Source organism: Microbacterium festucae, assembly GCF_025421715.1.
Classification (GTDB): Bacteria; Actinomycetota; Actinomycetes; order Actinomycetales; family Microbacteriaceae; genus Microbacterium; species Microbacterium festucae.
This window is the reverse complement of the sequence record NZ_JAOEFC010000005.1, coordinates 114,184-139,528: the sequence shown is the minus strand read 5'-3', so window position 1 is coordinate 139,528 and position 25,345 is coordinate 114,184. Positions and strand designations below refer to the sequence as shown.

Sequence of the window (25,345 nt, the reverse complement as noted above, 5' to 3'; positions counted from 1 at the left end):
GTCAGGCTACTCCTCGTGGTAGGACCACACGGCCGGGTTTATTCGGATCGGCAGTGGCAGGCCCTCGGAAGCGGTTGTTTTTGTGGTCAGTCCACACTCGCGTCCGTGGGCCAGCCGGCATCGGCCAGCGCCGCCCGCGCCAGTGCGATCGGCTCGAACGGGATGCGCGCGCCGCCGATCTCGCGATAGTGCTGGTGCCCGGGGCCCGCCCACACGATCGCGTCGCCCTCGCCCACCAGCGAGACCGCCAGCGTGATGGCGTGCTCGGGCGGGGTGGCCTCGTAGAAGATGCCGTCGGGGCGGGCTGTGCGCGCGCCCGCCAGCACCGCCGCGCGGATGCCGGCCGGGTCTTCCGACCGCGGATGCTGGTCGGTGACGACGAGGATGTCGCTGCCCTCGGCGGCGGTGCGGCCCATGTCGGCGCGCTTGCTGACGTCGCGGTCGCCGTTGGCGGCGGTGAGCATGAGCACCCGGCCGGGGGTGACGCGGCGCACCGCGTCGAGCGTCTTCACGAACGCGTCGGGGGAGTGGGCGAAGTCGATGTAGACGGCGGGACCGCGCTCGCCGGAGACGCGCTGGATGCGCCCGGGGAGGTGTGCGGGGAGCACCGCGCCGTCGAGCAGCGACCGCAGCGTCTCCCACGGGTAGCCGGCCGCCTCGAGCATCGCGATCGCGAGCCCTGCGTTGGCGGCCATGTGCGCGCCGATGACGGGCACGGTCGTCGTCAGCACCCGGCCGTCCTGATGGGTGAGGCGGAACAGGGTGCCGTCGGGGCGCTCCTCGAGCAGGTCGACCGTCCAGTCGGCATCCGGCAGCGGCTCGTCGGCCAGGGCGGGGGTGAGCACCGTGGTCACCGGCACGCCGCTGCGCCGCGCGACCTCGCGACCTTCGGCCGCGTCGACGCAGACGACCGCCCGGCGCGAGCGATCGGGCTGGAACAGCTGCAGCTTCGCCTCGAGGTAGGTCTGCATGTCGCCGTAGTCGTCGAGGTGGTCGTGGGTGAGGTTCGTGAACCCGGCGACGTCGAACACGAGTCCGTCGACACGGTGTCGGGTGAGCGCCTGCGCCGAGACCTCGACCATGGCCGCGCCCACGCCGCGTTCGCGCATGATCGCCAGCAGTGCGTGCATCTCGCTGGCCTCGGGGGTGGTCAGGCGCGAGGCGATCACCTGCCCGGCGATGTGGCGCTCCGCCGTGGAGGACAGCCCGGTGACGATGCCCATCGCCCGCAGCATCCCCTCGACCAGGTGCGACACGCTGGTCTTGCCGTTGGTGCCGGTGATGCCGAAGATGCGGGGGACGGCACCGGCGGTGTCGTAGACCCACGCCGACATCTCGCCCAGTCGCGAGCGCGGGTCTTCGACCACGAGCACGGGCGCCCCGGCACGGGCGGCCAAGTCGGCCCCGGCGCTGTCGGTGACCACGGCGATCGCGCCGCGCGCGACGGCCGAGGCGGCGTATTCGGCGCCGTGGCGCACCGCACCGGGCACCGCCACGAACACCTCGCCGGAGCGCAGGTCGCCGGTGGCCAGGGTGATGCCGCGCAGCTCGATGCCGGCGGCGTCGCCGACCACGCGCTCGGCGAAACGGTCGGCGAACTCGGCGAGGAGTCGGCGCGGCGGGTCGGCGGGGCGCAGCACCGGGGGGATGAGCGGGGCGTCGGTCGTCATGGCCTGTCCATTGTCGCACCCGCCTACCGGGCCCCCGGGGCGCGTCGGCGCACCCGGGGGCCCGGTGAGGTGAGGACCTCCGGGCCGATCAGGCCTTGCGGCGGCGCAGCAGGGCGACGCCGAGCGCGGCGATCGCGGCGACCAGCGCGCCCCCGGCGAGCCAGCGGGCGACCGGGTCGGACGAGTCGGCTGCGGCCTCGGCGTGGTCGCCCTCGTCGGCGTGGTCGTCCGCGGCGGCATCGCTGTGCCCGTGGCCGTCGGACTCGACGACCTCGCCGACGGCGACCACCGGTGCGGGCGCCTCCAGCGACTCGGCGTCGGCACCGGCCTCGGCGACCTCGCTCCAGTCGGTGGCGCCCGTGGTGCACTGCTGCAGCACGGGGAAGGCCACGTCGGTGCCGGCGGCCGACGACGCGAAGATCACGTCCATCGAGACGGCGGCGGCCACCCCCGACTCGACCGGGGTGACGGCGGTGTAGGTGACCTGGGTGGGGATGCCGTCGTCGCCGAGCTCGCGGCTGATCGTCCAGGCGCCGTCGAGCACGGGGGTGACCCCGTCGACGCCGGCGGGGATGTCGAAGACGAGCGCGGTGGTGGGGGCGTCTTCGCAGCCGTGGCTGAAGCTGAAGGAGAGGCGGTTGGAGGTGCCGGCGTCGCTGGCTTCCGGGGTGACGTGCACGTGCGCGGAGGCGGCCAGCGGTGCGGCCAGCACCAGGGCGGCGCCGACGGCGACACCGGCGACGGTGAGGCGGGTGCGACGGGCGGCGGAGGGGACGGTGGAGGTCATGGTGGTTCTTTCTCTGTGCTGTGGTGCGGCGAAACGGCCGCGGTCGACGGTCGCGCGAGAGCGCGACGAAGGGGAGGTGAGATCAGCGCGCGAGCGCCGGGGGACCCCGTCGGGACAGCACGGAAAGGAAGACGGCGGTCGCGCTCGCACGCGGCGCCGGAACGGGAGAGGGCACCAGCGCGGCGGCGGGGCGGGGGTCGCACGCGGGACGCGACAGCATCCGGCGCACACCGGCGACGACGGCGCGCAGCACCGCCTCGCCGCGGGCGAACAGCGCGGTGGTGACCACAGCGGCGACGAGGTGGGAGAAGATCATGCCGAACCCGACATGCATCGGGGCGCCGGCCATCGGCATCAGCTCGGGCACCAGGGTGTGCACGTGCGGGGCGGACATGACCGACGGCAGCGGGGCCTCAGCGGCGCCGACCGCGGCGAATGCCAGGTGCAGCAGCACCTGCGCCGCGGTCACGGCGGCGGCGGTGCGCACGAGCGACGGGCGTCGGCCGATCAGGGCGACGGCGACGGGCCAGGCCAGCAGGGCCACGGTCAGCACCAGCCAGGGCGCCGGCGGCACGCCTCCGCCGAGGGTGTGGGACGTGGCGGCGAGGATGACGGCGACCGCCGAGGCCGCGCCACCGCGCAGCGCGCGGCGCTGCCGCGTGGTCATCCGCCCCAAGATCACGCACCGAGCCTACCGGCGCGGGGGCGTTCGCACGGCCGTGGCGCGGCAGGGTGACGGCTCGGCGGATTCAAAGCCGTCGGGGGTACGGTGAGTGCTCGTGACCGTCCTCGCCTTCATCATCGGTGTCGTGGTGCTGGTCGTCGGCCTCGCCGTGTCGATCGCCCTCCACGAGATCGGGCACCTCGTGCCCGCCAAGGCCTTCGGCGTGCGGGTCGGCCAGTACATGATCGGCTTCGGTCCCACCCTGTGGTCGCGCCGCTTCGGCGAGACCGAGTACGGGTTCAAGGCGCTGCCGCTCGGCGGCTACATCTCGATGGCGGGCATGTACCCGCCCTCACCCCGCGAGGCCGCGGCCGCGCGGGAGGGCTCCGCGCAGGAGGGCACCGCCGGGCGCGCCGGAGGCGGGTTCTTCGCCACGATGGTGCAAGACGCGCGCACCGCCAACGACGAGACGCTCGCCGGCTCGGACGGCACCCGCGCGTTCTACGAGCTGCCCGTCTACAAGCGCATCATCATCATGCTCGGCGGCCCGGTCATGAACTTCCTGCTCGCCGTCGTGCTGATGACGATCGTCGTCAGCGGCATCGGGGTGCAGACGGCCACCACCACCATCGCGGCGGTCAACGAATGCGTGCTGCCGGCCGGCACCACTCAGACCGACTGCGAACCCGGCGACCCCGCCTCGCCGGCGGCCGCGGCCGGCCTCCAGCCGGGCGACGTGATCGTCTCGGTCGACGGCACACCGGTCGACACCTTCGACGAGGCCTCCGCCATCGTCCAGGCCGCGCCCGGTCGCCCGCTTCCCGTGGTCGTCGAGCGCGACGGCGCCACGCAGACCCTCACGGTCACCCCGATGCTCGCCGAGCGCGAGGTCACGGGGGAGGACGGCCAGCGCACCACCGCCGAGGTCGGCTTCGTCGGCATGACCGCCACGGTCTCCCGCGTGCCCCAGCCCCTGTGGGCCGGTCCCGAGGCGGCGATCGAGCAGACCGGCGCCGTCATGGGCATCATCTGGCAGCTGCCGGCGCGGGTCTACCAGACCGCGGTCGACATGTTCACGGGCCAGCAGCGCGACCCCAACGGTCCGCTGTCGGTCGTGGGGGCCGGACGCCTCGCCGGCGAGGTCGCGGCCATCGACGCGCCCGTGCTCGACCGCCTCGGGAGCCTGCTGGGACTGCTCGCCTCGCTCAACCTCGCACTGTTCGTCTTCAACCTCATCCCGCTGCTGCCGCTGGACGGCGGCCACGTGGTGGTGGCGCTGTGGGACGGCATCAGGCGCGCCTGGGCGAAGCTGTTCCGCCGGCCGCCGCCGAAGCCGGTGGACGCCACCCGCCTCGTGCCGGTCACCTTCGTGGTCGTCATCGCCCTCATCGTCATGGGCGGCGTGCTGATCCTGGCCGACATCGTCAACCCGGTGAAGCTCTTCGGCTGAGCCGGCTCAGCCTGTGGCGCTCGGCGCGGCGGGGCGTCGGGAGTCGCGTGCTCAGCGCAGCGCGTGGGCGACGAGGCTCTCAAGCGTCGCCAGCCCGTCGCGCGACAGGATCGACTCCAGGTGCCCCTGCACCGACGCGAACGAAGCGCCGCGCAGCGCGTAGACGTCGCCGTCCGCGTCGGCGGCCACCTCGACACCGGCCGGAGCGCCGGCGCCCGGCATCCGTGCGGTGAACGTGTTGTAGAAGCCGATGGATGCCGGCCGGCCGAAGACGTCGACGGTCTTCTGCAGGCCCTGGTGCGGGGTGCGCAGCGGGGCGAGGTCGAAGCCGAGGCGGTCGGCGAGGATCTGGTGGCTGAGGCACACCGCCAGCAGGGGCGTCCCCGCATCCACGCGCGTGCCGACGATCTCGCGCATGCGCGCGATCCGCGCCGCGCCGTCGTCGCGGGGGTCGCCCGGGCCGGGACCGGCCACCACCAGCGGGGCGGCGGCAACCGCCTCGGGCGTGGCCTGCGACCAGTGGGCGATCTCGACGTCGAAGCCGAGGTGACGCAGCTGGTGGGCGAGCATCGTGGTGAAGCGGTCCTCGGCGTCGACGACCAGCGCGCCCACCCCGGCGAACGGGCGCGGCCGACCGGCATCCTGCGGGCTGTCCTGCGGGTTCAGCCAGAACGGGGCCAGACGCTCGTTGCGGGCGGCCAGCAGCTCGATCACGCCCGGGTCGTCGGACAGGCGCCGCGGGGCGGGCGCGGGCGCGTCTTCGTCGTCGGCGGCCTCGGCGACCACGTCGCGCGCGACAGCGCCGATGGCCCCCAGCACTCCGGCGGCTTTGCCGTGGGTCTCGCCGACCTCGCCGTACGGGTCGGAGTGGCGCACGAGCGTCGCGCCGACCGGCACGCGCAGGCGCCCGTCGACGAGGTAGGCGGTGCGGATGAGGATGGGCGCGTCGAGGTCGTGCCCGCCGTCCTCCCGCGGGGTGAACAGCGCCGCGACGCCCGAATAGTAGCCGCGGGGGGTGCGCTCGTGGCGGGTGATCACCGTGCACGCGTTCTGCATCGGCGACCCGGTGACGGTCGGGGCGAACATCGTCTCGCGCAGGATGTCGCGCGGGTCCATCGTGCTCGTGCCGCGCAGCATGTACTCGGTGTGGGTGAGGCGCGACATCTCCTTCAGATGCGGCCCGGTGATGCGGCCGCCGTCGCTGCACACCGCAGACATCATCTTCAGTTCCTCGTCGACCACCATGAACAGCTCCTCGGTCTCCTTCGCCGAAGAGAGGAACTCGGTGAGGGTCGCCACGCTCGCCCCGCCCGCGGGGTGGCGGAAGGTGCCCGAGATCGGGTTCATGGTCACGGTGCTCGTGCCCGGTGCCGCGGGGGCTCCGCCCTGGGCGCTCACGTGCGCCTCGGGGCTCGCGCCGACGGCGACGTGCCCGGGGGTGGAGACGAGGAAGGTCCAGTACGCGCCGCGCTCGTGCTCGAGCAGCGCCCGGAACCAGGTGAGGCCCGCGGTGACCGGGTCGGCCGCGACGGATGCCGTGAAGTCGCGGCGGATCACGAAGTTCGCGCCCTCGCCGCGGCCGATCTCCTCGGCGATCACGGTGCGCACGATGTCGGCGTATGCCTCGTCGGTGATGTCGAACCCGGCATCGGTCAGGGCGACGGCGTCGGCGGGCAGCGCCGCGAGCACAGCCTCGCGGGGGAGCGCCTGGTGGTCGCCCACCACGAGGCACCGCAGCGGGGCCCCGTCGTCGTGGCACTCGAACCCGCGCTCGACGACCTGGCGGAACGGCACCAGGGCGAGCACCTCGCGGCCCGTGCCGGCGGCATCCGTCAGCGGGATGTCGGCGAGCAGGTCGACGTCGACGACGTCACCGGTGAGCACCTCGACGGTCGTCTCGTCGCGGGCGAGCAGCGCGAACGGGGCGCCGGAGGCGACCAGGTCGGCCAGAAGGGAGGCGGGGCTGTCGGCGTGGACACCGGCGTCGGTCATCGGTGGGCCTTCCGGATTCGGCGGGCGATCGCCTGAAACAGCAAGACCGCCCGGGGTGAGGGGCGGTCTGTCGTCGCGCTCGTGACGTCCGCCTAGGAGGCGGGCCACCAGGTGCGGGTCGCGAGCATGGGGTCACGATAGCAGGGTCACGCTGGGGCGCGTGCACCGGCCCGTGCCGGCGCCCGCGGCGTAGGCTGAAGGAGTGCCAGCTGTGAACCTCGGGATGCCCCGCGTGCCGGAAGTGCTCGCCCCCCGCCGCAAGACCCGTCAGATCAAGGTGGGCAAGGTGCTCGTCGGCGGCGACGCCCCCGTCAGCGTGCAGTCGATGACGACCACGCCCACCACCGACATCAACGCCACGCTGCAGCAGATCGCCGAGTTGACGGCATCCGGCTGCGAGATCGTGCGTGTCGCGGTGCCGTCGCAGGACGACGCCGATGTGCTGCACATCATCGCCAAGAAGAGCCAGATCCCGGTCATCGCCGACATCCACTTCCAGCCCAAGTACGTCTTCCAGGCCATCGACGCCGGGTGCGGCGCCGTGCGCGTGAACCCGGGCAACATCCGCAAGTTCGACGACCAGGTCGGGGCGATCGCCGCGGCGGCCAAGGCCGCCGGTGTGTCGCTGCGCATCGGCGTGAACGCCGGCTCGCTCGACAAGCGCCTGCTGGAGAAGTACGGCAAGGCGACCCCCGAGGCGCTCGTGGAGAGCGCCGTGTGGGAGGCCTCGCTGTTCGAGGAGCACGACTTCCACGACTTCAAGATCTCGGTCAAGCACAACGACCCGATCGTCATGGTCAAGGCCTACCGCCTGCTCGCCGAGCGGGGCGACTGGCCGCTCCACCTCGGCGTGACCGAGGCCGGCCCCGCCTTCCAGGGCACGATCAAGTCGGCCACCGCCTTCGGCATCCTGCTCTCCGAGGGCATCGGCGACACCATCCGCGTCTCGCTGTCGGCGCCCCCCGCCGAAGAGGTCAAGGTCGGTCACCAGATCCTGCAGTCGCTGAACCTGCGCGAGCGCAAGCTCGAGATCGTCTCGTGCCCCTCGTGCGGCCGTGCGCAGGTCGACGTCTACACGCTCGCCGACGACGTGACCGAGGGACTCAAGGACATGACCGTGCCCCTGCGCGTGGCCGTCATGGGCTGCGTCGTCAACGGTCCGGGGGAGGCCCGCGAGGCCGACCTGGGCGTTGCCAGCGGCAACGGCAAGGGACAGATCTTCGTCAAGGGCGAGGTCATCAAGACCGTGCCCGAGGCCGACATCGTCGCGACCCTGATCGAAGAGGCCAACCGCCTCGCCGACGCCATGGGCCCCGGCGCCCCGATCGGCACCGCGCAGGTCGTCACCGCCTGAGGCCGGCGGGGTCGCTGACTCGGCTGCGGCCTTCCGGCCTGCGCCGAGTGCACGGGTTGTCGCCGAGCACACGGCATCCGTCAGGTACGCAGCCCGTGTTCTCGCGCGGATGCCGTGCCTTCGGCGACGCTGGTCGGAACATGTCGACGGCGGCATGCTGGCCCGGAATGTTATGAGGCCGTCATCGAACGGGTCGTGTCCCGGTGCCACGATGGAGGCATGACCACTCGCCGCGGCTTCGCTGTGTTCGCTGTGATCCTGGGACTGGCGGTGACCGGATGCGCCCCGACGCCGCTGACGGCGCCCACGGAGGCGCCGCCCACCGCCGCAACGCCGTCGCCGACTCCGACTCCGGCACCGGAGTGGACGATCGCTTTCGGCGGTTCTTGCGACAACATGCTCACCGACGACCAGCTCGCGTCGATCCTCGGGGAGGACGTGATGGAACACTCGACGTGGCTGATGCAACGCGATGATCACGAGGGGATCCTCGTGCCGTCACCACCCGACGCCGAGGGGACGGCGGGCGGATTGAGTTGCACATGGCTCGAAGACAGCTCGTCGGAGTGGGGCGGCGAGAGGCTGACGCTGCTGGCCCTCCCGACTCAGGCGGTCGGTCCGGCGATGGTGTCCGCGCTGGCCGAAGAGGTCTGCGAGCCCTCATATGACACCACGGTATGTCGCCTCGGACTGATCGCGGGCGACACGTGGTTGGTCGCCTCCCGAGGCACGTACGAAGGCGCTGAGTCTCCGACCGCGACGCTGCAGGCGGCGTTGGCGGCCGCTGCCGAGAATGCCCCGCTGTTCCCGGCTCCCGTGCCCGAGGCGAAGACCGATCAGTGGTGGCCGATCGTCGAGTGCCGGGTGCTCGGTGACCGGATGGGTCTCGCCGACGTGCTGGGTGCGGGGTACTGGTCCGGGTACTGGGAGGGGAGCCGGCAACGAGAAGACGACATCTTCGAGCACGCCGGTGTGCGACAGTTCTGCCAGTACGGCTCCGGTGAAGGTCGATCGTCGGAGGCGTTCTACATCGTTTCGATCACGAGCGCGCCCGGCGGAGCATGGCGATGGGAGCGCACCGCCGCAGAGGGCGGTGATCCGATGTCGGTCGAAGGTGCCCGTGCCGCAGCCCGCCGCACGACGGACAGAGAGGGCTTTGTCACCGATCGCGTGGTCGCGACCGATGGCGTCAACGTGGTCGACGTCCTCGTCGAGGGCGGAGCGATCGCCCCCGATATCGCCGCCCGCGCGATGTCCGCGCTCGCGGGCTGAGGCCCCGTGACGGCACTCCGAGGACTCAGCTCCAGAGCGAGTGGTAGGCGTTGATCGCCGGCTGGCCGCCCAGGTGCGCGTAGAGGACGGTCGAGTCCTTCGAGATGTCACCCGACTTCACGAGGTCGATGAGGCCCGCGAGCGACTTCCCCTCGTACACCGGGTCGGTGATCATGGCCTCGAGCTGTGCTCCGAGCGCCATCGCGGCCATGGTCGAGTCGACGGGGATGCCGTAGAGGTCGCCCGCCCAGCCCTCGAGCACCTGGATCTCGTCGTCGCGCAGGTCGCGGCCGAGCTCGATGAGCTCCGCGGTGCTGCGCGCGATGCGCGCCACCTGGTCGGTCGTCTTGGCGAGCGTCGCCGACGCGTCGATGCCCAGCACGCGGCGCTTGACGCCGGTGAGATCCTCGAGCGCCGCGAACCCGGCGATCATGCCGGCATGGGTCGACCCGGTCACGGTGCACACGACGATCGTGTCGAAGAACACACCGAGCTGCTTCTCCTGCTCAGCCACCTCGAACGCCCAGTTGGCGAAGCCGAGACCGCCCAGCCGGTGCTCGCTCGCACCCGCCGGGATCGCATAGGGGGTTCCTCCGGAAGCCTGCACCTCTTCAAGCGCCTGCTTCCACGAATCGCGGATGCCGATGTCGAACCCGGCGTCGTCGAGCCGGGAGTCGGCGCCCATCATGCGCGAAAGCAGGATGTTGCCCACCTTGTCGTTGGTCGGGTCGTCCCACGGCACCCACTTCTCCTGCACCAGGCGCGCCTTCAGCCCGAGGTGGGCGGCGACCGCGGCGACGGCCCGGGTGTGGTTGGACTGGTAGCCGCCGATCGACACGAGGGTGTCGGCGCCGGATGCCAGGACGTCGGGAACGATGTACTCGAGCTTGCGCACCTTGTTGCCGCCGAAGGCCAACCCGCTGTTGACGTCCTCGCGCTTGGCCCACACCTGCGCGCCGCCGAGGTGCTGGGTCAACCGCTTCAGCTGCTGCAGCGGGCTCGGGCCGAACGTGAGTGAGTGTCGGGGAAACTCGTGCAGCTTCATGACGGGGATCCTTCGGGTTCGGTGGCGGGAATCGTGAGGCTCTGCCAGGTGTGCTCGGCGATGCGCGCGGCACCATCGGCGTCCCCGGCAGTGCAGCGGGCGATGAGCTCGTCGTGGCGGGCGGCCGAGGCGGCACCCTCGTGCGATCCGAAGCGCACGCGTTCGGCCCGACGCAGCACCGGGTCGTACTGGGCGATCACCGCGGCCGCAGCGGTGTTGCCCGCAGCGGCGACGGCGACGGCGTGGAACGCGGCGTCTGCGCGCAGCGCGGCATCGGTGTCTCCGGCTGCGTGAGCGGCAGCGAAGTCGGCGTTCGCCTCGCGCATGCGTTCGAGGTCGGCGGGGGTGAGGCGGGGGACCGCGGTGCGCACGACGAGCGCGTGCATCGCGGCGACGACCGCCTGGGCGTCGCGGATGGCCGCCGTCTCGATCGGCGCCACGACCGTCGACCGGCCGGGCACGGCCCGCACGAGGCCCGCGCGCGAGAGCTCGAGCAGTGCCTCGCGCACCGGGGTGCGGCTGACGCCGAGCCAGGCAGCCAGGTCGCCGTCGCGCAACTGCTCGTCGGGGGCGAAGGTGCCGTCGACGATCGCGTCGCGCAGTCGCGCGTACACGTCATCCCGCAACAGCGGGCGCGGAGCGAGGCGCTCGGTCGGTGTGGGCACGATATGCAATATATTGCGCGTGATCGTGGGAAGCAAGTGATCATCCGTCGGAGCGGTGGGGCTGAACGAGACCGGTGTGGTCGGTGAGAGGCCTCGAGGGAAGTGGGCCCGACGGATGGTCGCGTACGAGCGGAGAACGGGCGGCCCGGAGGGGATGCGCGGCGGGTGCTGAGTCTCGGCCATCGGTGCCGTTGCCCGACGGTGCCCTCTCTGGCCGCCGCTCGACGGTGCCGTCGCCCGCCGGCGCTCGACCGCGCCGCCGGGGCTGTCCCGAGGCGTGGCGACGCGCGGGCCGGCCCATCCGTAGGAGCGGTGGGGCTGGACGATGCTGGTGCGGCGGATGTGCCGTTCGGCGGCCGACGGGTCCGACGGATGGTGCGGATGCCCGGCCGGCAGGAGCGCCACGTTCGGCGACCGGGCCGGATCAGTGCAGGGCGCCGGCGGGGCGTGCGAGATCGGGACCCGGGGTCGAGGCCACCGACACGGCGATCTCGAGGGCGCGCACGATGTCCGCCAGGGGCAGCTCCGGCTGACCGCCCGGCCCCTGGCCGGTGCCCCACGGCACGTGGATGAACCCCGCACGGATGCCGTCGGGCACGGCATCGAGGGCGGTGTACATCACGTGGTTGCACACGAAGGTGCCGGCCGTGTGCGACACCTCGGCGGGGATGCCGGCCGCGCGCACCGCCGCGGCGATCGCCTTGACGGGCAGCGTTGCGAAGATCGCGGCCGGGGCTCCCGGCACCGACGGCTCGTCGACCGGCTGTGCGCCCGCGTTGTCGGGGATGCGGGCATCCTGCAGGTTGATCGCCACGCGCTCGACCCCGACGGCCCCGCGTCCGCCGGCGAGCCCCGTCGCGATGACGACGTCGGGGGCGTGGGCCGCGATGAGCTCCCGAATCCGGTCGGCGGCGCCGGCGAACGTCACCGGCAGCACCTCGGTGACGAGCGTCTCGGGGCCGCTCCAGGATGCCGCGACGGCGCGCACCGCATCTCCGGAGGGGTTGGCGGGGTCTCCGGCGAACGGCTCGAACCCGGTCAGCAGCACGGTGGTCACCCCACCACGCTACGCGGGCTCAGGCGGGCGCGAAGGTCACGGTGCCGTCGGCGATCGAGGTCGCGACCAGCCGCACGGTCACGGCGGTGCCGGGCGCGGCTGTCAGCGCGGCGACGGTCGTCTCCACCGGCGGATCGTCGAGCTGCACCAACGCCCCGTCGCCGCGTGACGCCAGAGCGACCCCGGCGAAGCTCTCGCCCTCGCGTCCGGTGAGCACGGCCGCCTCGACGCGGTCGAGCGCGCCGGCGTCGAGTCGCCCGGCGACCTGCGAGGAGCGCGCCATGATGCGCGGCAGCTCGCCCAGCGACTCCCGCGCCCACGCCGGAACCTCGCGGCCGTTGACCAGGGCCTCGCAGATGACGAGCACCCACCGGTCGACGAGGCGTCGCAGCGGCGCGGTCGTGTGCGCGTACGGCGCGCCGATGGCCGCCTGCACGGTGTCGCCCGGAACCTCGCCGTCGAAGGGCGCATACGTCGCCCCGCGGAAGAGTCCCGCCGCGTGCTCGCGCACCGCCTGGGCGGCGGGCGAGTGATCCAGACCGCGCAGGTATTCGCCGTAGGGGATGCCGGTGCGCCACGGCAGCCCGAGCGTGATGGTCTGCGCGCGGAACTCGGCCACGTCGTCCTCCGATGCCGGGGGCATCGTGCGCAGGATGCCGACGCGACCGGCGAGCATGATCCGCGCCGCTTCCATGCCGGTCAGCAGCGACACCTGCGCGTTCGCATCCTCGAGCGGCACCCCGATCTCGCGCACGAGTCGGTAGCCGCCGGCGTCGGCGACGATCTCGGTCTCGGCGACGTTGAGGCTCGCGCCCCCGCGCTCGCGCTCGCGCTCGGCGCGCTGTGCACCGAACCAGGGGAGTGCGGCGAGGGTGGGCGGGGCCGAGCCCTCGTCGATAGCGCGTTGCGCGTCGATGTAGGACCATTGCGTCCGCGAGCGCACGACCGCGCGCACGAGGCTCGTCTGCACGATCCGGGCGCCGTCGTCCAGCTCGAAACGCCAGACGAACGCGCGTCGGTCCACGCCGGGCAGCAGCGACGCGGCTCCCTCGCTCAGCACCTCGGGGTGCAGCGGCACGCGACCGTCGGGAGCGTAGAGGGTCTGCCCGCGGCGGCGGGTCTCGGCGTCGAGCGCACCGCCCGGCGCGACGAAGGCGGGGACGTCGGCGATCGCGTAGTGCAGAATGCCGCCGGATGCCGTGCGTTCCAGGTGCACGGCCTGGTCGAGGTCGGTCGAACCGGCCGGGTCGATGGTGAGGAACTCGATGTCGCGCAGGTCGGGCAGCCCCTCGCCCGACACGCCCGCCGCCGCGGCGTCTGCCTCGGTGAGCACATCGGCGGGGAAGGCCCCCGGCACATCGAGGTCGTCGCGCAACGCCTGCAGCGAGGCGGCGAGCTCGCCGGCGATCTCGGTCGCGGCGATGCGGGGTCGGCGTGCGGGCACGGCGCCAGTGTAGGCGCGACCCGGGCGTCAAGGCCGCCGAGGGAGCAACTCTACGATGTGTCTCATGTCGTCTTCCCGGGGCGTGATGTCCGCCGTTCTCGTAGCCGTGGCAGTGGTCATCGGCACCGCCGGATGTCAGGTCGTTCCGGCCGCGGCGCCGTCACCGTCGCAGTCCGGTCACGCCCCTGCCACCCAGACTGCCCCCACCCCGGCTGCGCGGCTTGTGCCTGAAGCCGTGCTCCCCGGCGGCTGCGAGGCCCTCCTCGGGGATGAGAGCCTCACCGCGGCGATCGGCGCGTTCGACATCACCCCGCCGAGCGAGCTGTGGCACGTCGGCTTCGAGACGGTCGGCGGCGTGGAGTGCACCCTCACGGCACCGGAGTCGTGGGCGAGGGTGTTCGTGCTTCCGGAGGAGGAGGCGGCGGCTATCGCCGAGTCCTACCGCGATCCGGTCTGCGCACAGGTCTACGACGATGTGGAATGCACCGCAGCGGGGAGCGCGGGTGAGGCGTGGATTCTGGTGATGAGCTCCATCGGCTATGTCTCGGCGGACACGCCGACAGCGGTGCCGGCGCGACTGCTCGCGCTCAGGGACGCCCTGGTCGTGAGATTCGACGGTGCGGAGTCCGCCGGTGTCGACAGCTCGGCGACCACGGCCGCGCTCCCTCTCGACTGCGAGGGGATCGCCGCGCGACTGGACGTCGGCACGCTCCTGGATTCGGCCGAGATCTACGAAAGTCGCATCGAAGAGGGACCCGGACCGCTCGCGCGACGACTCGCGGATGCACTCGGCACGAGCGGCCGGTGCGACTGGTCGGAGCTCGACGACTTCCGTGAGTTCGGACTGGTCGTGTTCCCCGACGCGCACTGGGCATGGGATCGCGAGTCGGAGGCTCTCGCCGGCTCGACGCAGACGACGGTGGCGGGTCACCCGGCCCGGGTGACCGAGATGGCGGGCGGGCGCCAAAGCGTGCTCGTGTCGGGCGGCACGAACCTGCTGTGGGTGAGCGGCGCGCGTCTGCCCGACGGCGCAGTCGTCGATGCCGCCTCGGCATACCTCGGCTGACCCCCCCCCGCGCACGCGACCACCCCCACCCGCAACCCCGGCGCGGCGAGCAACTAGGCTTGACCTTCGTGGTCACCCGTCTCACGCACCTGTTCCTGCGCACGCTCCGCGAAGACCCGGCTGATGCCGAGGTCACCAGTCACCGGCTGCTCGTGCGCGCCGGCTACATCCGCCGCCAGGCGCCGGGCATCTTCGCGTGGCTGCCGCTGGGCCTGCGGGTCAAGGCGCGGCTCGAGACGGTGATCCGCGAAGAGATGGCCGCCGCCGGCGCCCAGGAGGTGCACTTCCCGGCCCTCATGCCGCGCGAGCCCTATGAGGCCACCGGCCGCTGGGAGGAGTACGGCGACGGCATCTTCCGGCTGCAGGACCGCAAGGGCGCCGACTACCTGCTCGCCCCCACGCACGAAGAGGCCTTCACGCTGCTGGTGAAGGACCTGTACTCGTCGTACAAGGACCTGCCGCTGACGCTCTTCCAGATCCAGGACAAGTACCGCGACGAGGCGCGCCCCCGGGCGGGTCTTCTGCGCGGGCGCGAGTTCACCATGAAGGACGCGTACTCGTTCGACGCGTCGGATGCCGGGCTGGACGCGAGCTACATGGCTCAGCGCGACGCCTACGAGCGCATCTTCCAGCGCCTGGGCCTGGAGTACGTGATCGTGCAGGCCGACGCCGGTGCGATGGGCGGCTCGCGCTCCGAGGAGTTCCTGCACCCCACCGCGGTCGGCGAGGACACGTTCGTCCGCTCCGCCGGCGGATACGCCGCCAACGTCGAGGCGTACACGACCGAGATCCCCGCGCCGGTGGCCTTCGATCCCGACGCGCGCCCCGTCGTATTCGACTCGCCGAACACGCCCACCATCGACACCCTCGTCGCGCACGCCAACGCGGTGCTGGACGGGGAGTTCACCGCGGCGGACACCCTCAAGAACGTGGTGCTGGCCCTCACCCACCTCGACGGCACCCGCGAGCTCGTCATCGTCGGCGTCCCCGGCGACCGCGAGGTCGACGACAAGCGCGCCGAGGTCGCTTTCGCCCCCGCGGCCGTGGAGGCCGCCACCCCCGAGGACTTCGAGCGTCACCCGCTGCTGGTCAAGGGCTACATCGGCCCCTGGTCGCCCGAGGGCGCCGTGCTCGGCGAGGAGTCGGCCACCGGCATCCGCTACCTGCTCGACCCGCGTGTGGCGGAGGGCACGTCGTGGATCACCGGCGCCAACATCGACCAGAAGCACGTGCACTCGCTCGTCGCGGGCCGTGACTTCGACGCCGACGGCTTCGTCGAGGTCGCCGGCGTGCGCGAGGGCGACCCCGCACCCGACGGCTCCGGCCCGGTCACCCTGGCGCGCGGCATGGAGATCGGCCACGTCTTCCAGCTCGGCCGCAAGTACGCCGAGGCGCTGGGGCTGAAGGTGCTCGACGAGAACGGCAAGCTCGTCACCGTGACGATGGGCTCGTACGGCATCGGCGTCACGCGCATCCTCGCGGTGATCGCCGAGCTCAACAACGACGCCCGCGGCCTCATCTGGCCCGCAGCGGTGGCCCCGTTCGACGTGCACGTGGTGGCCACCGGCAAAGACCCGGTCGCCTACGAGGTCGCCGAGCAGCTGAGCGCGCAGCTTGAGGCCGCCGGGCTCGACGTCGTCTACGACGACCGCCCGAAGGTGTCGCCCGGCGTGAAGTTCGGCGACGCCGAGCTCGTCGGCGTGCCGCAGCTGGTCATCGCCGGCCGCGGCGCCGCCGACGGTCAGGTCGAGCTGTGGGACCGCCGCACCGGCGACCGCGAGGTCGTCACGGTCGCCGAGGCGGTCGCCCGGCTCGGCGCGCGCTGACCCGGACTTCGCTCAGCGGCTCACGCGGCCGTGCCGCATGGTGTCGTCGGGAGTGTCGCGCGTCACGAGCGCCTTCAGCATGCCGGCGGCCATGACGATCTTGCCGTGCGCGGGCTCCCAGAACTCGGTCTCGACCGGGGTCACCTTCAGCAGGGCGATGCCGGGGGTGTCCAGCCCGTCCTCGAACCAGATGTCCAGTGACGACGTGTAGAGCTGCTCCATCTTGGCGCGGTCGTGCACGACACGGGCGGTGCCGGCGACCGACACGAACCGCATCCCCTTGGCATCCAGGTACGACAGCCCCACGTCGTGGTCGGCCTCGACCTCGTCGACCTTGCGGGTGTCGTCGGAGGTGAAGAACCAGATGTCGCCGGCCTCGTCCATCTCGCGCGTCGACATGGGCCGGCTCACGAGGTTGCCGTCATCGTCGTGCGTGGTCAGCATCGTGAAGTCGATGTCCTCCACGAGCTCCTTGACCCGGGCGATCGCCTCGGGTCCGGTCACTTCGTTGGTGTCGCTCATGCCTCGAACCTGCCACCGCCGACCCCGGATGCCGAGGGGGTTGACACCCCGTCGCAGCCGGTCATGGCGCGGCGGCGCGGCGCCCTGCCGCGAAGGGCGCCGCCGCGGGGGCGGCTTCCGTGCCACGCTGGAGTCATGACCGACCCCAGCGCCATCCCCGCCGAGGTCACCGAGCACATCCGCGGCGTCATCGCCGAGGCCGGGATCGACGAGAGCGCCGACCTGGTCGCGCGCATCCTCGCCACCGGGGTGGGTCTCGGCCTCGACGACACCGACCGCCTCGACCTGAAGATCACGTCGGCGGCCCTCACCGAGATGCGGGCCGCGTTCCGCCTGTTCGCCCCGTACCGCGGCGTGCCGAAGGTCACGATCTTCGGATCGGCGCGCACGCGCCCCGACGACGTGCTCTACCGCGCTGCGGCCGACGTCGCCGCCGCGCTGGCCGCTCGCGGGTGGATGGTGGTCACCGGTGCCGGCCCCGGCATCATGCAGGCCGCGGCCGAGGGAGCCGGCCCCGACCACTCGCTCGGCGTGTCGATCCGGCTGCCGTTCGAGGAGAAGCCCAACGCCGTCATCGCCGAGGCCGAGCGCGTGGTCGCGATGAAGTACTTCTTCACCCGCAAGCTCATGCTCGTGAAGGAATCGAGCGGGTTCGTGTGCGTCCCCGGCGGTTTCGGCACACTCGACGAGATGTTCGAGCTGCTCACCCTGCAGCAGACCGGCAAGGCCGAGCCCACGCCGATCGTGCTGCTGGATGCGCCGGGGAGCGGCTTCTGGGAGGGGCTGCGCCGCTTCGCCGACGAGCACCTCATCCCGTCGGGGGTGATCTCGCCCGACGACCTCGACCGGGTGGTCATCACCGACTCGGTGACCGGTGCCGCCGATGCGATCACCGGCTTCTGGCGCAACTACGACTCGCTGCGGTGGGCGGGCGGGCGTCTCGTGCTGCGGCTGCGCGCCGAACCCACCGACGACGAGGTGGCCGCCCTCAACGACCGGTTCGGCGACCTGCTCACGGGCGGACGCATCGAGAAGTCGCCCCCACTGCGCGTCGAGCAGGAGTCCGGCGACCGGCTCGGGCTGCCGCGACTGGTGATGCGGTTCGACCAGCGCCGCGTGGGCGACCTGTTCCAGCTCATCCGGGCCGTCAACGTGCTCGGCTCGGCGCCCCTGGCCTGACCGCCGAACCCCGGCGTCGAACCCCGGCGCCGACTACAGCCGCGCGTAGCGGGCGCGGAACCCGCAGAAGACGCCGTACGCGATGAGTCCCGATCCCACGATGCCTGCCAGCCACGGGCCCATCGGCAGGTCGAAGAGCGTCTGCACCGCGGCATCCAGCCCGCCGGCGGTGCCCGGGTCGACCTTGACGGCCGCCACGATCAGCAGCACCCCGATGATGCCCAGCGCCACGCCCTTGGCGACGAAGCCCACCGTGCCCAGCACGCTCACGCCGGTGCCGAGCGGCCCCGACGGGATGTCCATCTTGTTGTGGAACGAGCGCCGCACACCCATCACGATGAACGAGATGCCGGCGATGGCCACGCCCACGCCGATCGCGCCGAGCAGGAAGACACCGCCGGGAACGGCGAGGATGCCGCGGCTCGCGGTCTCGGCGCTCTCGTCGGCGTCGGGCTTCGCGCCCAGCGCCACCGCCGCGGCGATCACCCCCAGCGCCGCGAAGACGAGCGCCTGACCGCCCTCCGAGGCGCGCAGCCCCCACTTCTTCCGGGTCGATCCCCACGCCAGGAACGCGTCGAGGCCGTGCCAGAAGGCCAACCCCCACAGCGCGATGGCGATCACCCACAGCAGGGCGAAGCCGGCCGGAGCGGCGGCGACGGCCTTGAAGGCGCCCGCCTGGTCGGTCTCGCCGTCACCACCGAACGCGACGATGAGCACCAGCACCCCGATGAGGATGTGCACGACGCCGTTGGCGGCGAAGCCGGCGCGGGCGAGCCCGCGCAGCGCGGTGGTCGACTCCGCCTCCCGTGCGGCCTTGCGCAGTGTTCCGGCCACGAGGGGCGATCAGGATTCGCGGTCGGACGAGCCCGACACCCACGGCGGGCCGAGCGGCACGACGCGGCGGCCCATCGTCGTCCAGTAGAACTTCTCGACCAGCAGGTAGGCGGCCAGCGCCGAGGCCAGCAGCAGCACGTACGAGCCGGCGGTGCCGAACGCGGCGGGGCCGCCGAAGGCGGCGACCGCCTGCAGGCCGAGGCCGCCCGAGACCGCCAGCAGCGTCAAGGGGAGCACCGTGTTGTGGGTGGCGCCGGCGGGGGTGAACATGAGCGCGAGGATCGAGAACATCAGCACGAAGAAGCCGCGGCCCGAGCCCTCGACTTCGAAGAAGCCCAGCTCGCCGCCCAGGAGGAAGCCCGGCATGCAGATCCAGTACCAGCCGAAGGCGTTGTAGACGATGAAGTGGAAGTTGTCGCCCTGCACGAACGACAGCATCCCCGCGATCACCTGCACGATGCCACCGAACACCGCACCCACCCAGAAGACGGGGCTCTCGTTCTGCACGCCGAGGTGGGCCAGCTGCGCGGTGAGGGTCGCGATGACGAAGCCGAGCAGGCCGATGAGGCCGGGGTCGGCCGCGACGAGGCGGTTGCGGGCGGGGGCGTCGGTCATTTCTCTCCTCCGGGCGGTGCGGACCGGCGGGGCCCACCGCCCCAGTCTCCCGATCGTCGGCGGGCACGGCAAGGAGCACCCGCCGTGGGAATGCGACCCCGAGGATGTCTTCAGCCCCATCGGGTAACGTTGTGCAGATGCCGGGCACGATGCCGGCGACAGTTGAATAGGAGGACACCTTGGACATCGATCTCGGACTGCTGCGCACGGTCGAACGGGAGAAGGAGATCCCCTTCGACGAACTCGTCCGCATCATCGAACAGGCGATCCTCACCGCGTACGCGAAGCACACCTCGCCCACCGGCACTCTTCCCGACGGCGCCCGCGCCGAGCTCGACCGCAAGACCGGCCACGTCGCCGTCTTCATCCCGCTGCTCGACGAGGACGACGCCGTCATCGGCGAGGAGGAGTCGACCCCCGAGGACTTCGGGCGCATCGCCGCCTTCGCCGCCAAGCAGGTCATCGGCCAGCGTCTGCGCGACATCGCCGACGACGCCATCCTGGGCGAGTTCCGCGGCAAGGAGGGCGACATCGTCGCCGGCGTCATCCAGCAGGGTCCCAACCCCCGCATGGTGCACGTCGACCTCGGCACCGTCGAGGCGATCCTGCCGCCCGAAGAGCAGGTGCCGGGGGAGGAGTACACCCACGGCTCCCGCATCCGCGTCTACGTCACGTCGGTCTCCAAGGGCAACAAGGGCCCGTCGATCACCGTGTCGCGCACCCACCCGGGGCTCGTGCGCAAGCTGTTCGCCCTCGAGGTTCCCGAGATCGCCTCGGGTCTGGTCGAGATCCTCTCGCTCGCCCGCGAGGCCGGCCACCGCACCAAGATCGCCGTCAAGGCCAACGACCCGTCGATCAACGCGAAGGGCGCCTGCATCGGTGAGCTCGGCCGGCGCGTGCGCGCGGTGACCGAGGAGCTCGGCGGCGAGAAGATCGACATCGTCGACTTCGACGACGAGCTGGCGAAGTTCGTCGCCAATGCGCTGTCGCCGGCGAAGGTCACCTCGAGCTTCATCCTCGACGCGAACACCAAGGCCGTGCGCGCGCTCGTGCCCGACTACCAGCTGTCGCTCGCGATCGGCAAGGAGGGCCAGAACGCCCGCCTCGCCGCGAAGCTGACCGGCGCCAAGATCGACATCCAGCCCGACTCGATTCTGGAGTCGTGACCGCGCAGCAGCCCTGCGTGCCCGACGCGACGAAACACGATCTCCGGCGAGGGGGTAGGATGGAACCCGTCCGAACGTGTGTGGGATGCCGCGCGCGTGCCCCTCGATCCTCTCTTCTGAGGGTCGTCCAGCGAAACGGCGAGCTCGTCGCAGACGAGAGAGCCGCACTGCCGGGTCGGGGCGCGTGGGTGCATGACACGGACGCGTGTGTGGATGCCGCCCTGCGGCGCCGCGCATTCGGGCGAGCATTGCGTGCGACAGGCCCACTGGACACGCAGACCTTTCAAACCACCCACCAGCGAAACGGCTGAACGGCTATGGACTCAAAGTGAACGGCTCGAAATGAGACCCGTCCGCAAGTAACGGTCTGCCCTGTCCTGGGGTAGGCCCCAGACAGGAGAATTGTGGCAAAACCACGCGTGCACGAGATCGCTTCCGAGCTCGGCGTCGACAGTAAAGTCGCCCTCGCGAAGCTGAAGGAGCTCGGCGAATTCGTCAAGAGCCCCTCATCCACCATCGAGCCCCCCGTGGCTCGCAAGCTCCGTGCGGCCCTCGAGGCCGAGGGAGCAGCCAAGCCGGCCGCTTCGGCCGCGCCCGCGGCTCCCGCCGCCAAGCCGGCCGCGAACAAGCCCGCCGCCGGTGGCCCGCGTCCGGGTCCGGCCAAGCCCGCCGCCCCGGCACCGGCTCCGGCCCCCGCCCCGGCGGCTCCCGCTGAGGCCGCTCCGGCCGCCGCGGCTCCGGCCGCCCCCGCCGAGTCCGCGGCGCCCGCCGCGGCCCCGGCCTCCGACGCGCCCACCCCGGGTGCGCCCAAGCCGGCCTCGTCGTCGGGCACCCCGCAGCCGCCGCGTCCCGGTGGCGCGCCGCGCCCCGGCAACAACCCGTTCGCCTCGTCGCAGGGCATGGGCCAGCGTCCCGCCGGTCCCCGCCCGGGCAACAACCCCTTCGCCTCGGCGCAGGGCATGGGCCAGCGTCCGACTCCCGGCAACATCCCGCGTCCGCAGGCGCCGCGTCCCGGCGCCCCGCGTCCGGGTGCGCCCCGTCCCGGCGGCGCCGGTCGCCCCGGTGGCGGCGGTCGTCCCGGTGCTCCCTTCCAGCAGCGTCCCGGCGGTCCCGGTCGTCCCGGCGGCGCCGGTGGCTTCCAGCGTCCCGGTGGCGCGCCCGGTGCTCCGGGTGGCGGCGGCTTCGCCGGTCGTCCCGGTGGTGGCGGTGGCCGTGGCCGTGGTCCCGGCGGTGGCACCGCCGGTGCCTTCGGCAAGGGCGGCGGCAAGTCGAAGCAGCGCAAGTCGCGTCGTGCGAAGCGGCAGGAATTCGAGATGCGGTCGGCGCCGGTCGTCGGCGGCGTCAACGTCTCCAAGGGCAACGGCGAGATCATCCGTCTGCGTCGCGGCGCATCGATCGCCGACTTCGCCGACAAGCTCGAGGCGCTGCGCGGCTACACCGTGCAGCCCGGCACGCTGGTGACCATCCTGTTCAACCTGGGCGAGATGGCCACCGCGACCGAGTCGCTGGACGAGGCGACGTTCGAGATCCTCGGCGAGGAGCTCGGCTACAAGATCCAGATGGTCTCGCCCGAGGACGAGGACAAAGAGCTCCTCGAGGGCTTCGGACTCGACCTCGAGGCCGAGTTGGAGGCCGAGAGCGAGGACGACCTCGAGATCCGGCCCCCGGTGGTCACCGTCATGGGCCACGTCGACCACGGTAAGACGCGACTGCTGGATGCGATCCGTCAGACCAACGTCGTCGCCGGCGAAGCCGGTGGCATCACCCAGCACATCGGTGCCTACCAGGTCTGGACCGAGCACGAGGGCATCGAGCGGGCCATCACCTTCATCGACACCCCGGGTCACGAGGCGTTCACCGCCATGCGTGCCCGTGGTGCGCAGGTGACCGACCTCGCGATCCTCGTGGTCGCCGCCGACGACGGCATCATGCCCCAGACGGTGGAGGCGCTCAACCACGCCCAGGCGGCGAACGTGCCGATCGTGGTCGCGGTGAACAAGGTCGACAAGCCCGACGCCAACCCGGCCAAGGTGCGCCAGCAGCTCACCGAGTACGGCCTGGTCGCCGAGGAGTACGGCGGCGACGTCATGTTCGTCGACGTCTCTGCGCGTCAGGGCACGAACATCCAGCAGCTGCTGGATGCCGTCCTCCTCACCGCCGACGCCGGCCTCGACCTCACGGCCAACCCGAACAAGGCGGCCCGCGGTGTCGCGATCGAGGCGAAGCTCGACAGGGGCCGCGGATCGGTGGCCACCGTCCTGATCCAGTCCGGAACGCTCCGGATCGGCGACGCGATCGTCGCGGGCACCGCCTACGGCCGTGTTCGCGCCATGATCGACGAGAACGGCGATGCGGTCGACGAGGCCTACCCGTCGCGGCCCGTGCAGGTGCAGGGTCTGAACTCGGTGCCCCGCGCCGGTGACGTGTTCATCGTCACCGAGGAGGACCGCACCGCCCGCCAGATCGCCGAGAAGCGCGAGGCCGTCGAGCGCAACGCCCAGCTGGCCAAGGCCCGCAAGCGCATCTCGCTCGAGGACTTCACCCGTGCCCTGGAAGAGGGCAAGGTCGAGTCGCTCAACCTCATCATCAAGGGCGACGTGTCCGGTGCCGTCGAGGCGCTGGAGGAGTCGCTCCTCAAGATCGAGGTCGACGACTCGGTGCAGCTGCGCATCATCCACCGCGGTGTGGGTGCGATCACCGAGTCCGACATCAACCTGGCCACGATCGACAACGCGATCGTGATCGGCTTCAACGTCCGCCCCGACACGAAGGCGCGCGAGCGCGCCGCCCGCGAGGGCGTGGACGTCCGGTTCTACTCGGTCATCTACAACGCGATCGACGACGTCGAGCAGTCGCTGAAGGGCCTGCTCAAGCCGGAGTACGAAGAGGTCCAGTCGGGTGTGGCCGAGATCCGCGAGGTGTTCCGCTCCTCGAAGTTCGGCAACATCGCGGGTGTCATCGTCCGCAGCGGCACGATCACGCGCAACGCCAAGGCGCGGGTCATCCGCGACGGCGTCGTGCTCGCCGATGGCCTGGCCATCGAGTCGCTGCGCCGCTTCAAGGACGACGTCACCGAGGTCCGCACCGACTTCGAGGCCGGTATCGGTCTGGGCAAGTACAACGACATCCAGATCGGCGACGAGATCGAGACCACGGAGATGGTGGAGAAGCCGCGCGGCTGACCCTCATCACCCAGCCCTCCGGATCCGGTCGGCTCGCGGAGCGAACGGGATTGTCCCCGATCGCCTCGCGGGCCGGCCGGATCCTCCGGCATCCGCCTCACCCAGGCGAAGACAGGAAGTAGTGAACGATGGGCAACGAACGACAGGCGCGACTGGCGGACCGCATCCGTGTGCTGATCGCCGAGCGTCTCGAGAAGGGGCTGCGCGACCCGCGGCTGGGCTTCGTGACGATCACCGACGTGCGCGTCACCGGTGACCTGCAGCACGCGTCGGTGTTCTACACCGTCTACGGCTCCGACCAGGAGCGCGCCGACTCCGCCGAGGCGCTCAAGGCGGCCACCGGGCTGCTGCGCAGCGACGTCGGCCGCCAGCTCGGCGTGCGGCTCACCCCGACGCTGGAGTTCATCCTCGACGCCCTCCCCGAGGGGGCCGCGCACATCGAGGACCTGCTGCGCGAGGCGCGCGAGCGCGATGCGGCCGTGGCGGGACTGGCCACCGGCGCGGTGTTCGCCGGCGACGCCGACCCCTACCTCAAGCCCCGCGAAGACGACGAGGACGACGAGGCCTGATCCTCCCGCCCGCCCCGGCCCCGTGCCGGCGGCGGGCGCGTCCGTCGTCGCTGGGTCTGTCGGCGCCGGGTCTCTCGGCACCGAGTCTCTCGGGGCGGCTCAGCGGGGCAGGCGCAGCATGCCGCCGACGGCCTCGACGAGCCCGTCGGCGATGAGCGAGTCGATCGCCCGGTCGCGCTGACGCGCGTCGGGCCAGTCCGCCAGGACGTCGTCCTGCGGCACCTCGTGGTGCGCCGCGTCGCGCAGCACCTTCAGCACCGCTCCGCGCGCCTGCCGGTCGCTGCCTTCGTAGCGGGCCTGCTTGCGGCGCTCGTCGCCGGTGTCGGGGTAGCCCGCCGCGCGCCACGCGCACCGGTCCGAGAGCGGGCACTGCGCGCACCGCGGCGCGCGGGCCGTGCACACCAGTGCGCCGAGCTCCATCGCGGCGGCGTTGACCACGGCGGCCTCGGCATCATCCGCCGGCAGGATCGCGCTCATCGCGGCGAGATCGCCCTTGGCCGGCGGTCCCGGCTGCGCGCGCCCGTCGACGGCGCGTGCGAGCACCCGGCGGGTGTTGGTGTCGACCACCGGATGCCGGTCGCCGTAGGCGAACACCGCCACCGCGCGGGCCGTGTAGTCGCCGATGCCGGTGAGGGCCAGGAGCGCGTCCACATCGCGGGGGACGGCGCCGTCGTGGCGGTCGCGGATCTCCACCGCCGCGCGGTGCAGCCACAGCGCCCGTCGCGGATAGCCGAGGTTCGCCCACTGCCGCACCGCATCGGCCGGCGCCGCCGCCGCCAGCGCGGCGGGGGTGTGCCAGCGCTCCAGCCACGCTTCCAGATGGGGGATCACTCGCGTCACCGGCGTCTGCTGCAGCATGAACTCGCTCACCAGCGTGCCCCAGGCGCCGAACCCCGGGCGACGCCACGGCAGGTCGCGCGCGTTGCCCCGGTACCAGGCGATCAGCGGCTCGGCGAGGGCGGGCATCCGCTCAGCCTACGTCGCGC

At 72.2% G+C, this 25,345-nt stretch carries 22 protein-coding genes; 10 read left to right on the top strand and 12 right to left on the bottom strand.

Going from position 1 to position 25,345, the window contains the following annotated elements; all coding sequences use genetic code 11:
* Window positions 1-86: 86 nt before the first annotated feature.
* From N3K63_RS14935 to N3K63_RS14925, 3 genes are all read right to left on the bottom strand, one after another.
* Entirely contained in the window at window positions 87-1,670 is a 1,584-nt protein-coding gene (locus tag N3K63_RS14935) for a Mur ligase family protein (RefSeq protein WP_261580999.1), read from the bottom strand.
* 88 nt (window positions 1,671-1,758) lie between these two features.
* The gene (locus N3K63_RS14930) at window positions 1,759-2,457 is read right to left on the bottom strand and encodes a YcnI family protein (RefSeq protein WP_261580998.1); all 699 of its coding nucleotides are present in this window, start codon (window positions 2,455-2,457) and stop codon (window positions 1,759-1,761) included.
* Window positions 2,458-2,539: 82 nt separating this feature from the next.
* Window positions 2,540-3,124, bottom strand: coding sequence for a hypothetical protein (locus N3K63_RS14925; RefSeq protein ID WP_261580997.1), 585 nt, complete (start codon window positions 3,122-3,124; stop codon window positions 2,540-2,542).
* Between the two features lie 112 nt (window positions 3,125-3,236).
* Between N3K63_RS14925 and N3K63_RS14920 the strand changes: the two genes are divergently transcribed.
* A complete protein-coding gene (locus N3K63_RS14920; RefSeq protein WP_261580996.1) occupies window positions 3,237-4,571 on the top strand; it encodes a M50 family metallopeptidase in 1,335 nt (444 codons plus the stop codon).
* A 51-nt stretch (window positions 4,572-4,622) separates the two neighbouring features.
* On the opposite strand, the gene N3K63_RS14915 is transcribed toward N3K63_RS14920, so the two are convergent.
* Window positions 4,623-6,563 carry an anthranilate synthase family protein gene (locus N3K63_RS14915; RefSeq protein ID WP_261580995.1) on the bottom strand — a complete coding sequence of 647 codons (1,941 nt, stop codon included), beginning with the start codon at window positions 6,561-6,563 and terminating at the stop codon, window positions 4,623-4,625.
* Between the two features lie 202 nt (window positions 6,564-6,765).
* Here N3K63_RS14915 and ispG point away from each other — a divergent pair, with 202 nt between their 5' ends.
* Both ispG and N3K63_RS14905 read left to right on the top strand, forming a co-directional pair.
* Window positions 6,766-7,917: a flavodoxin-dependent (E)-4-hydroxy-3-methylbut-2-enyl-diphosphate synthase gene (gene ispG, locus N3K63_RS14910; protein ID WP_261580994.1), complete on the top strand. Its 1,152-nt coding sequence runs from the start codon at window positions 6,766-6,768 to the stop codon at window positions 7,915-7,917.
* 219 nt (window positions 7,918-8,136) lie between these two features.
* Entirely contained in the window at window positions 8,137-9,189 is a 1,053-nt protein-coding gene (locus N3K63_RS14905; RefSeq protein ID WP_261580993.1) for a hypothetical protein, read from the top strand.
* A 25-nt stretch (window positions 9,190-9,214) separates the two neighbouring features.
* On the opposite strand, the gene N3K63_RS14900 is transcribed toward N3K63_RS14905, so the two are convergent.
* The 4 genes from N3K63_RS14900 to N3K63_RS14885 all read right to left on the bottom strand — a co-directional run bounded on the left by N3K63_RS14900 (window position 9,215) and on the right by N3K63_RS14885 (window position 13,400).
* Window positions 9,215-10,234 carry a 1-aminocyclopropane-1-carboxylate deaminase gene (locus tag N3K63_RS14900; protein ID WP_261580992.1) on the bottom strand — a complete coding sequence of 340 codons (1,020 nt, stop codon included), beginning with the start codon at window positions 10,232-10,234 and terminating at the stop codon, window positions 9,215-9,217.
* Window positions 10,231-10,899, bottom strand: a complete 669-nt coding sequence (locus N3K63_RS14895) for a GntR family transcriptional regulator (RefSeq protein ID WP_261580991.1) — start codon at window positions 10,897-10,899, stop codon at window positions 10,231-10,233. Before N3K63_RS14895 ends, N3K63_RS14900 begins: the two co-directional genes overlap by 4 nt.
* A 424-nt stretch (window positions 10,900-11,323) precedes the next feature.
* On the bottom strand, window positions 11,324-11,956 hold the full coding sequence (gene pcp, locus N3K63_RS14890; protein WP_261580990.1) for a pyroglutamyl-peptidase I: 633 nt from the start codon (window positions 11,954-11,956) through the stop codon (window positions 11,324-11,326).
* A gap of 19 nt (window positions 11,957-11,975) precedes the next feature.
* Window positions 11,976-13,400, bottom strand: a complete 1,425-nt coding sequence (locus N3K63_RS14885) for an RNB domain-containing ribonuclease (RefSeq protein WP_261580989.1) — start codon at window positions 13,398-13,400, stop codon at window positions 11,976-11,978.
* Window positions 13,401-13,623: 223 nt separating this feature from the next.
* Here N3K63_RS14885 and N3K63_RS14880 point away from each other — a divergent pair, with 223 nt between their 5' ends.
* Window positions 13,624-14,466 carry a hypothetical protein gene (locus tag N3K63_RS14880; RefSeq protein WP_261580988.1) on the top strand — a complete coding sequence of 281 codons (843 nt, stop codon included), beginning with the start codon at window positions 13,624-13,626 and terminating at the stop codon, window positions 14,464-14,466.
* Between the two features lie 68 nt (window positions 14,467-14,534).
* Complete coding sequence (locus N3K63_RS14875; RefSeq protein ID WP_261580987.1) at window positions 14,535-16,292, top strand: proline--tRNA ligase; 1,758 nt, start codon at window positions 14,535-14,537, stop codon at window positions 16,290-16,292.
* A gap of 12 nt (window positions 16,293-16,304) precedes the next feature.
* Here the strand turns inward: N3K63_RS14875 and N3K63_RS14870 are convergent, their stop codons facing one another.
* Entirely contained in the window at window positions 16,305-16,814 is a 510-nt protein-coding gene (locus N3K63_RS14870; protein ID WP_261580986.1) for a pyridoxamine 5'-phosphate oxidase family protein, read from the bottom strand.
* A gap of 135 nt (window positions 16,815-16,949) precedes the next feature.
* On the opposite strand from N3K63_RS14870, the gene N3K63_RS14865 reads away from it, so the two are divergent.
* A complete protein-coding gene (locus tag N3K63_RS14865; RefSeq protein WP_261580985.1) occupies window positions 16,950-17,993 on the top strand; it encodes an LOG family protein in 1,044 nt (347 codons plus the stop codon).
* A gap of 33 nt (window positions 17,994-18,026) precedes the next feature.
* On the opposite strand, the gene N3K63_RS14860 is transcribed toward N3K63_RS14865, so the two are convergent.
* Window positions 18,027-18,827, bottom strand: a complete 801-nt coding sequence (locus N3K63_RS14860; RefSeq protein WP_261580984.1) for a DUF1206 domain-containing protein — start codon at window positions 18,825-18,827, stop codon at window positions 18,027-18,029.
* Window positions 18,828-18,836: 9 nt separating this feature from the next.
* Entirely contained in the window at window positions 18,837-19,442 is a 606-nt protein-coding gene (locus N3K63_RS14855; protein WP_261580983.1) for an acetate uptake transporter family protein, read from the bottom strand.
* Between the two features lie 179 nt (window positions 19,443-19,621).
* On the opposite strand from N3K63_RS14855, the gene nusA reads away from it, so the two are divergent.
* From nusA to rbfA, 4 genes are all read left to right on the top strand, one after another.
* Window positions 19,622-20,608 (top strand): transcription termination factor NusA, encoded by a 987-nt coding sequence (gene nusA / locus N3K63_RS14850; protein WP_261580982.1) that lies wholly within the window; start codon window positions 19,622-19,624, stop codon window positions 20,606-20,608.
* 59 nt (window positions 20,609-20,667) lie between these two features.
* Window positions 20,668-20,919, top strand: a complete 252-nt coding sequence (locus N3K63_RS14845; RefSeq protein WP_261581030.1) for a YlxR family protein — start codon at window positions 20,668-20,670, stop codon at window positions 20,917-20,919.
* A 93-nt stretch (window positions 20,920-21,012) separates the two neighbouring features.
* Window positions 21,013-23,790, top strand: a complete 2,778-nt coding sequence (infB, locus tag N3K63_RS14840; RefSeq protein ID WP_261580981.1) for a translation initiation factor IF-2 — start codon at window positions 21,013-21,015, stop codon at window positions 23,788-23,790.
* A gap of 128 nt (window positions 23,791-23,918) precedes the next feature.
* Window positions 23,919-24,359 carry a 30S ribosome-binding factor RbfA gene (rbfA, locus tag N3K63_RS14835; RefSeq protein ID WP_261580980.1) on the top strand — a complete coding sequence of 147 codons (441 nt, stop codon included), beginning with the start codon at window positions 23,919-23,921 and terminating at the stop codon, window positions 24,357-24,359.
* 99 nt (window positions 24,360-24,458) lie between these two features.
* Here the strand turns inward: rbfA and N3K63_RS14830 are convergent, their stop codons facing one another.
* On the bottom strand, window positions 24,459-25,325 hold the full coding sequence (locus tag N3K63_RS14830) for an A/G-specific adenine glycosylase (protein WP_261580979.1): 867 nt from the start codon (window positions 25,323-25,325) through the stop codon (window positions 24,459-24,461).
* Window positions 25,326-25,345: the final 20 nt, after the last annotated feature.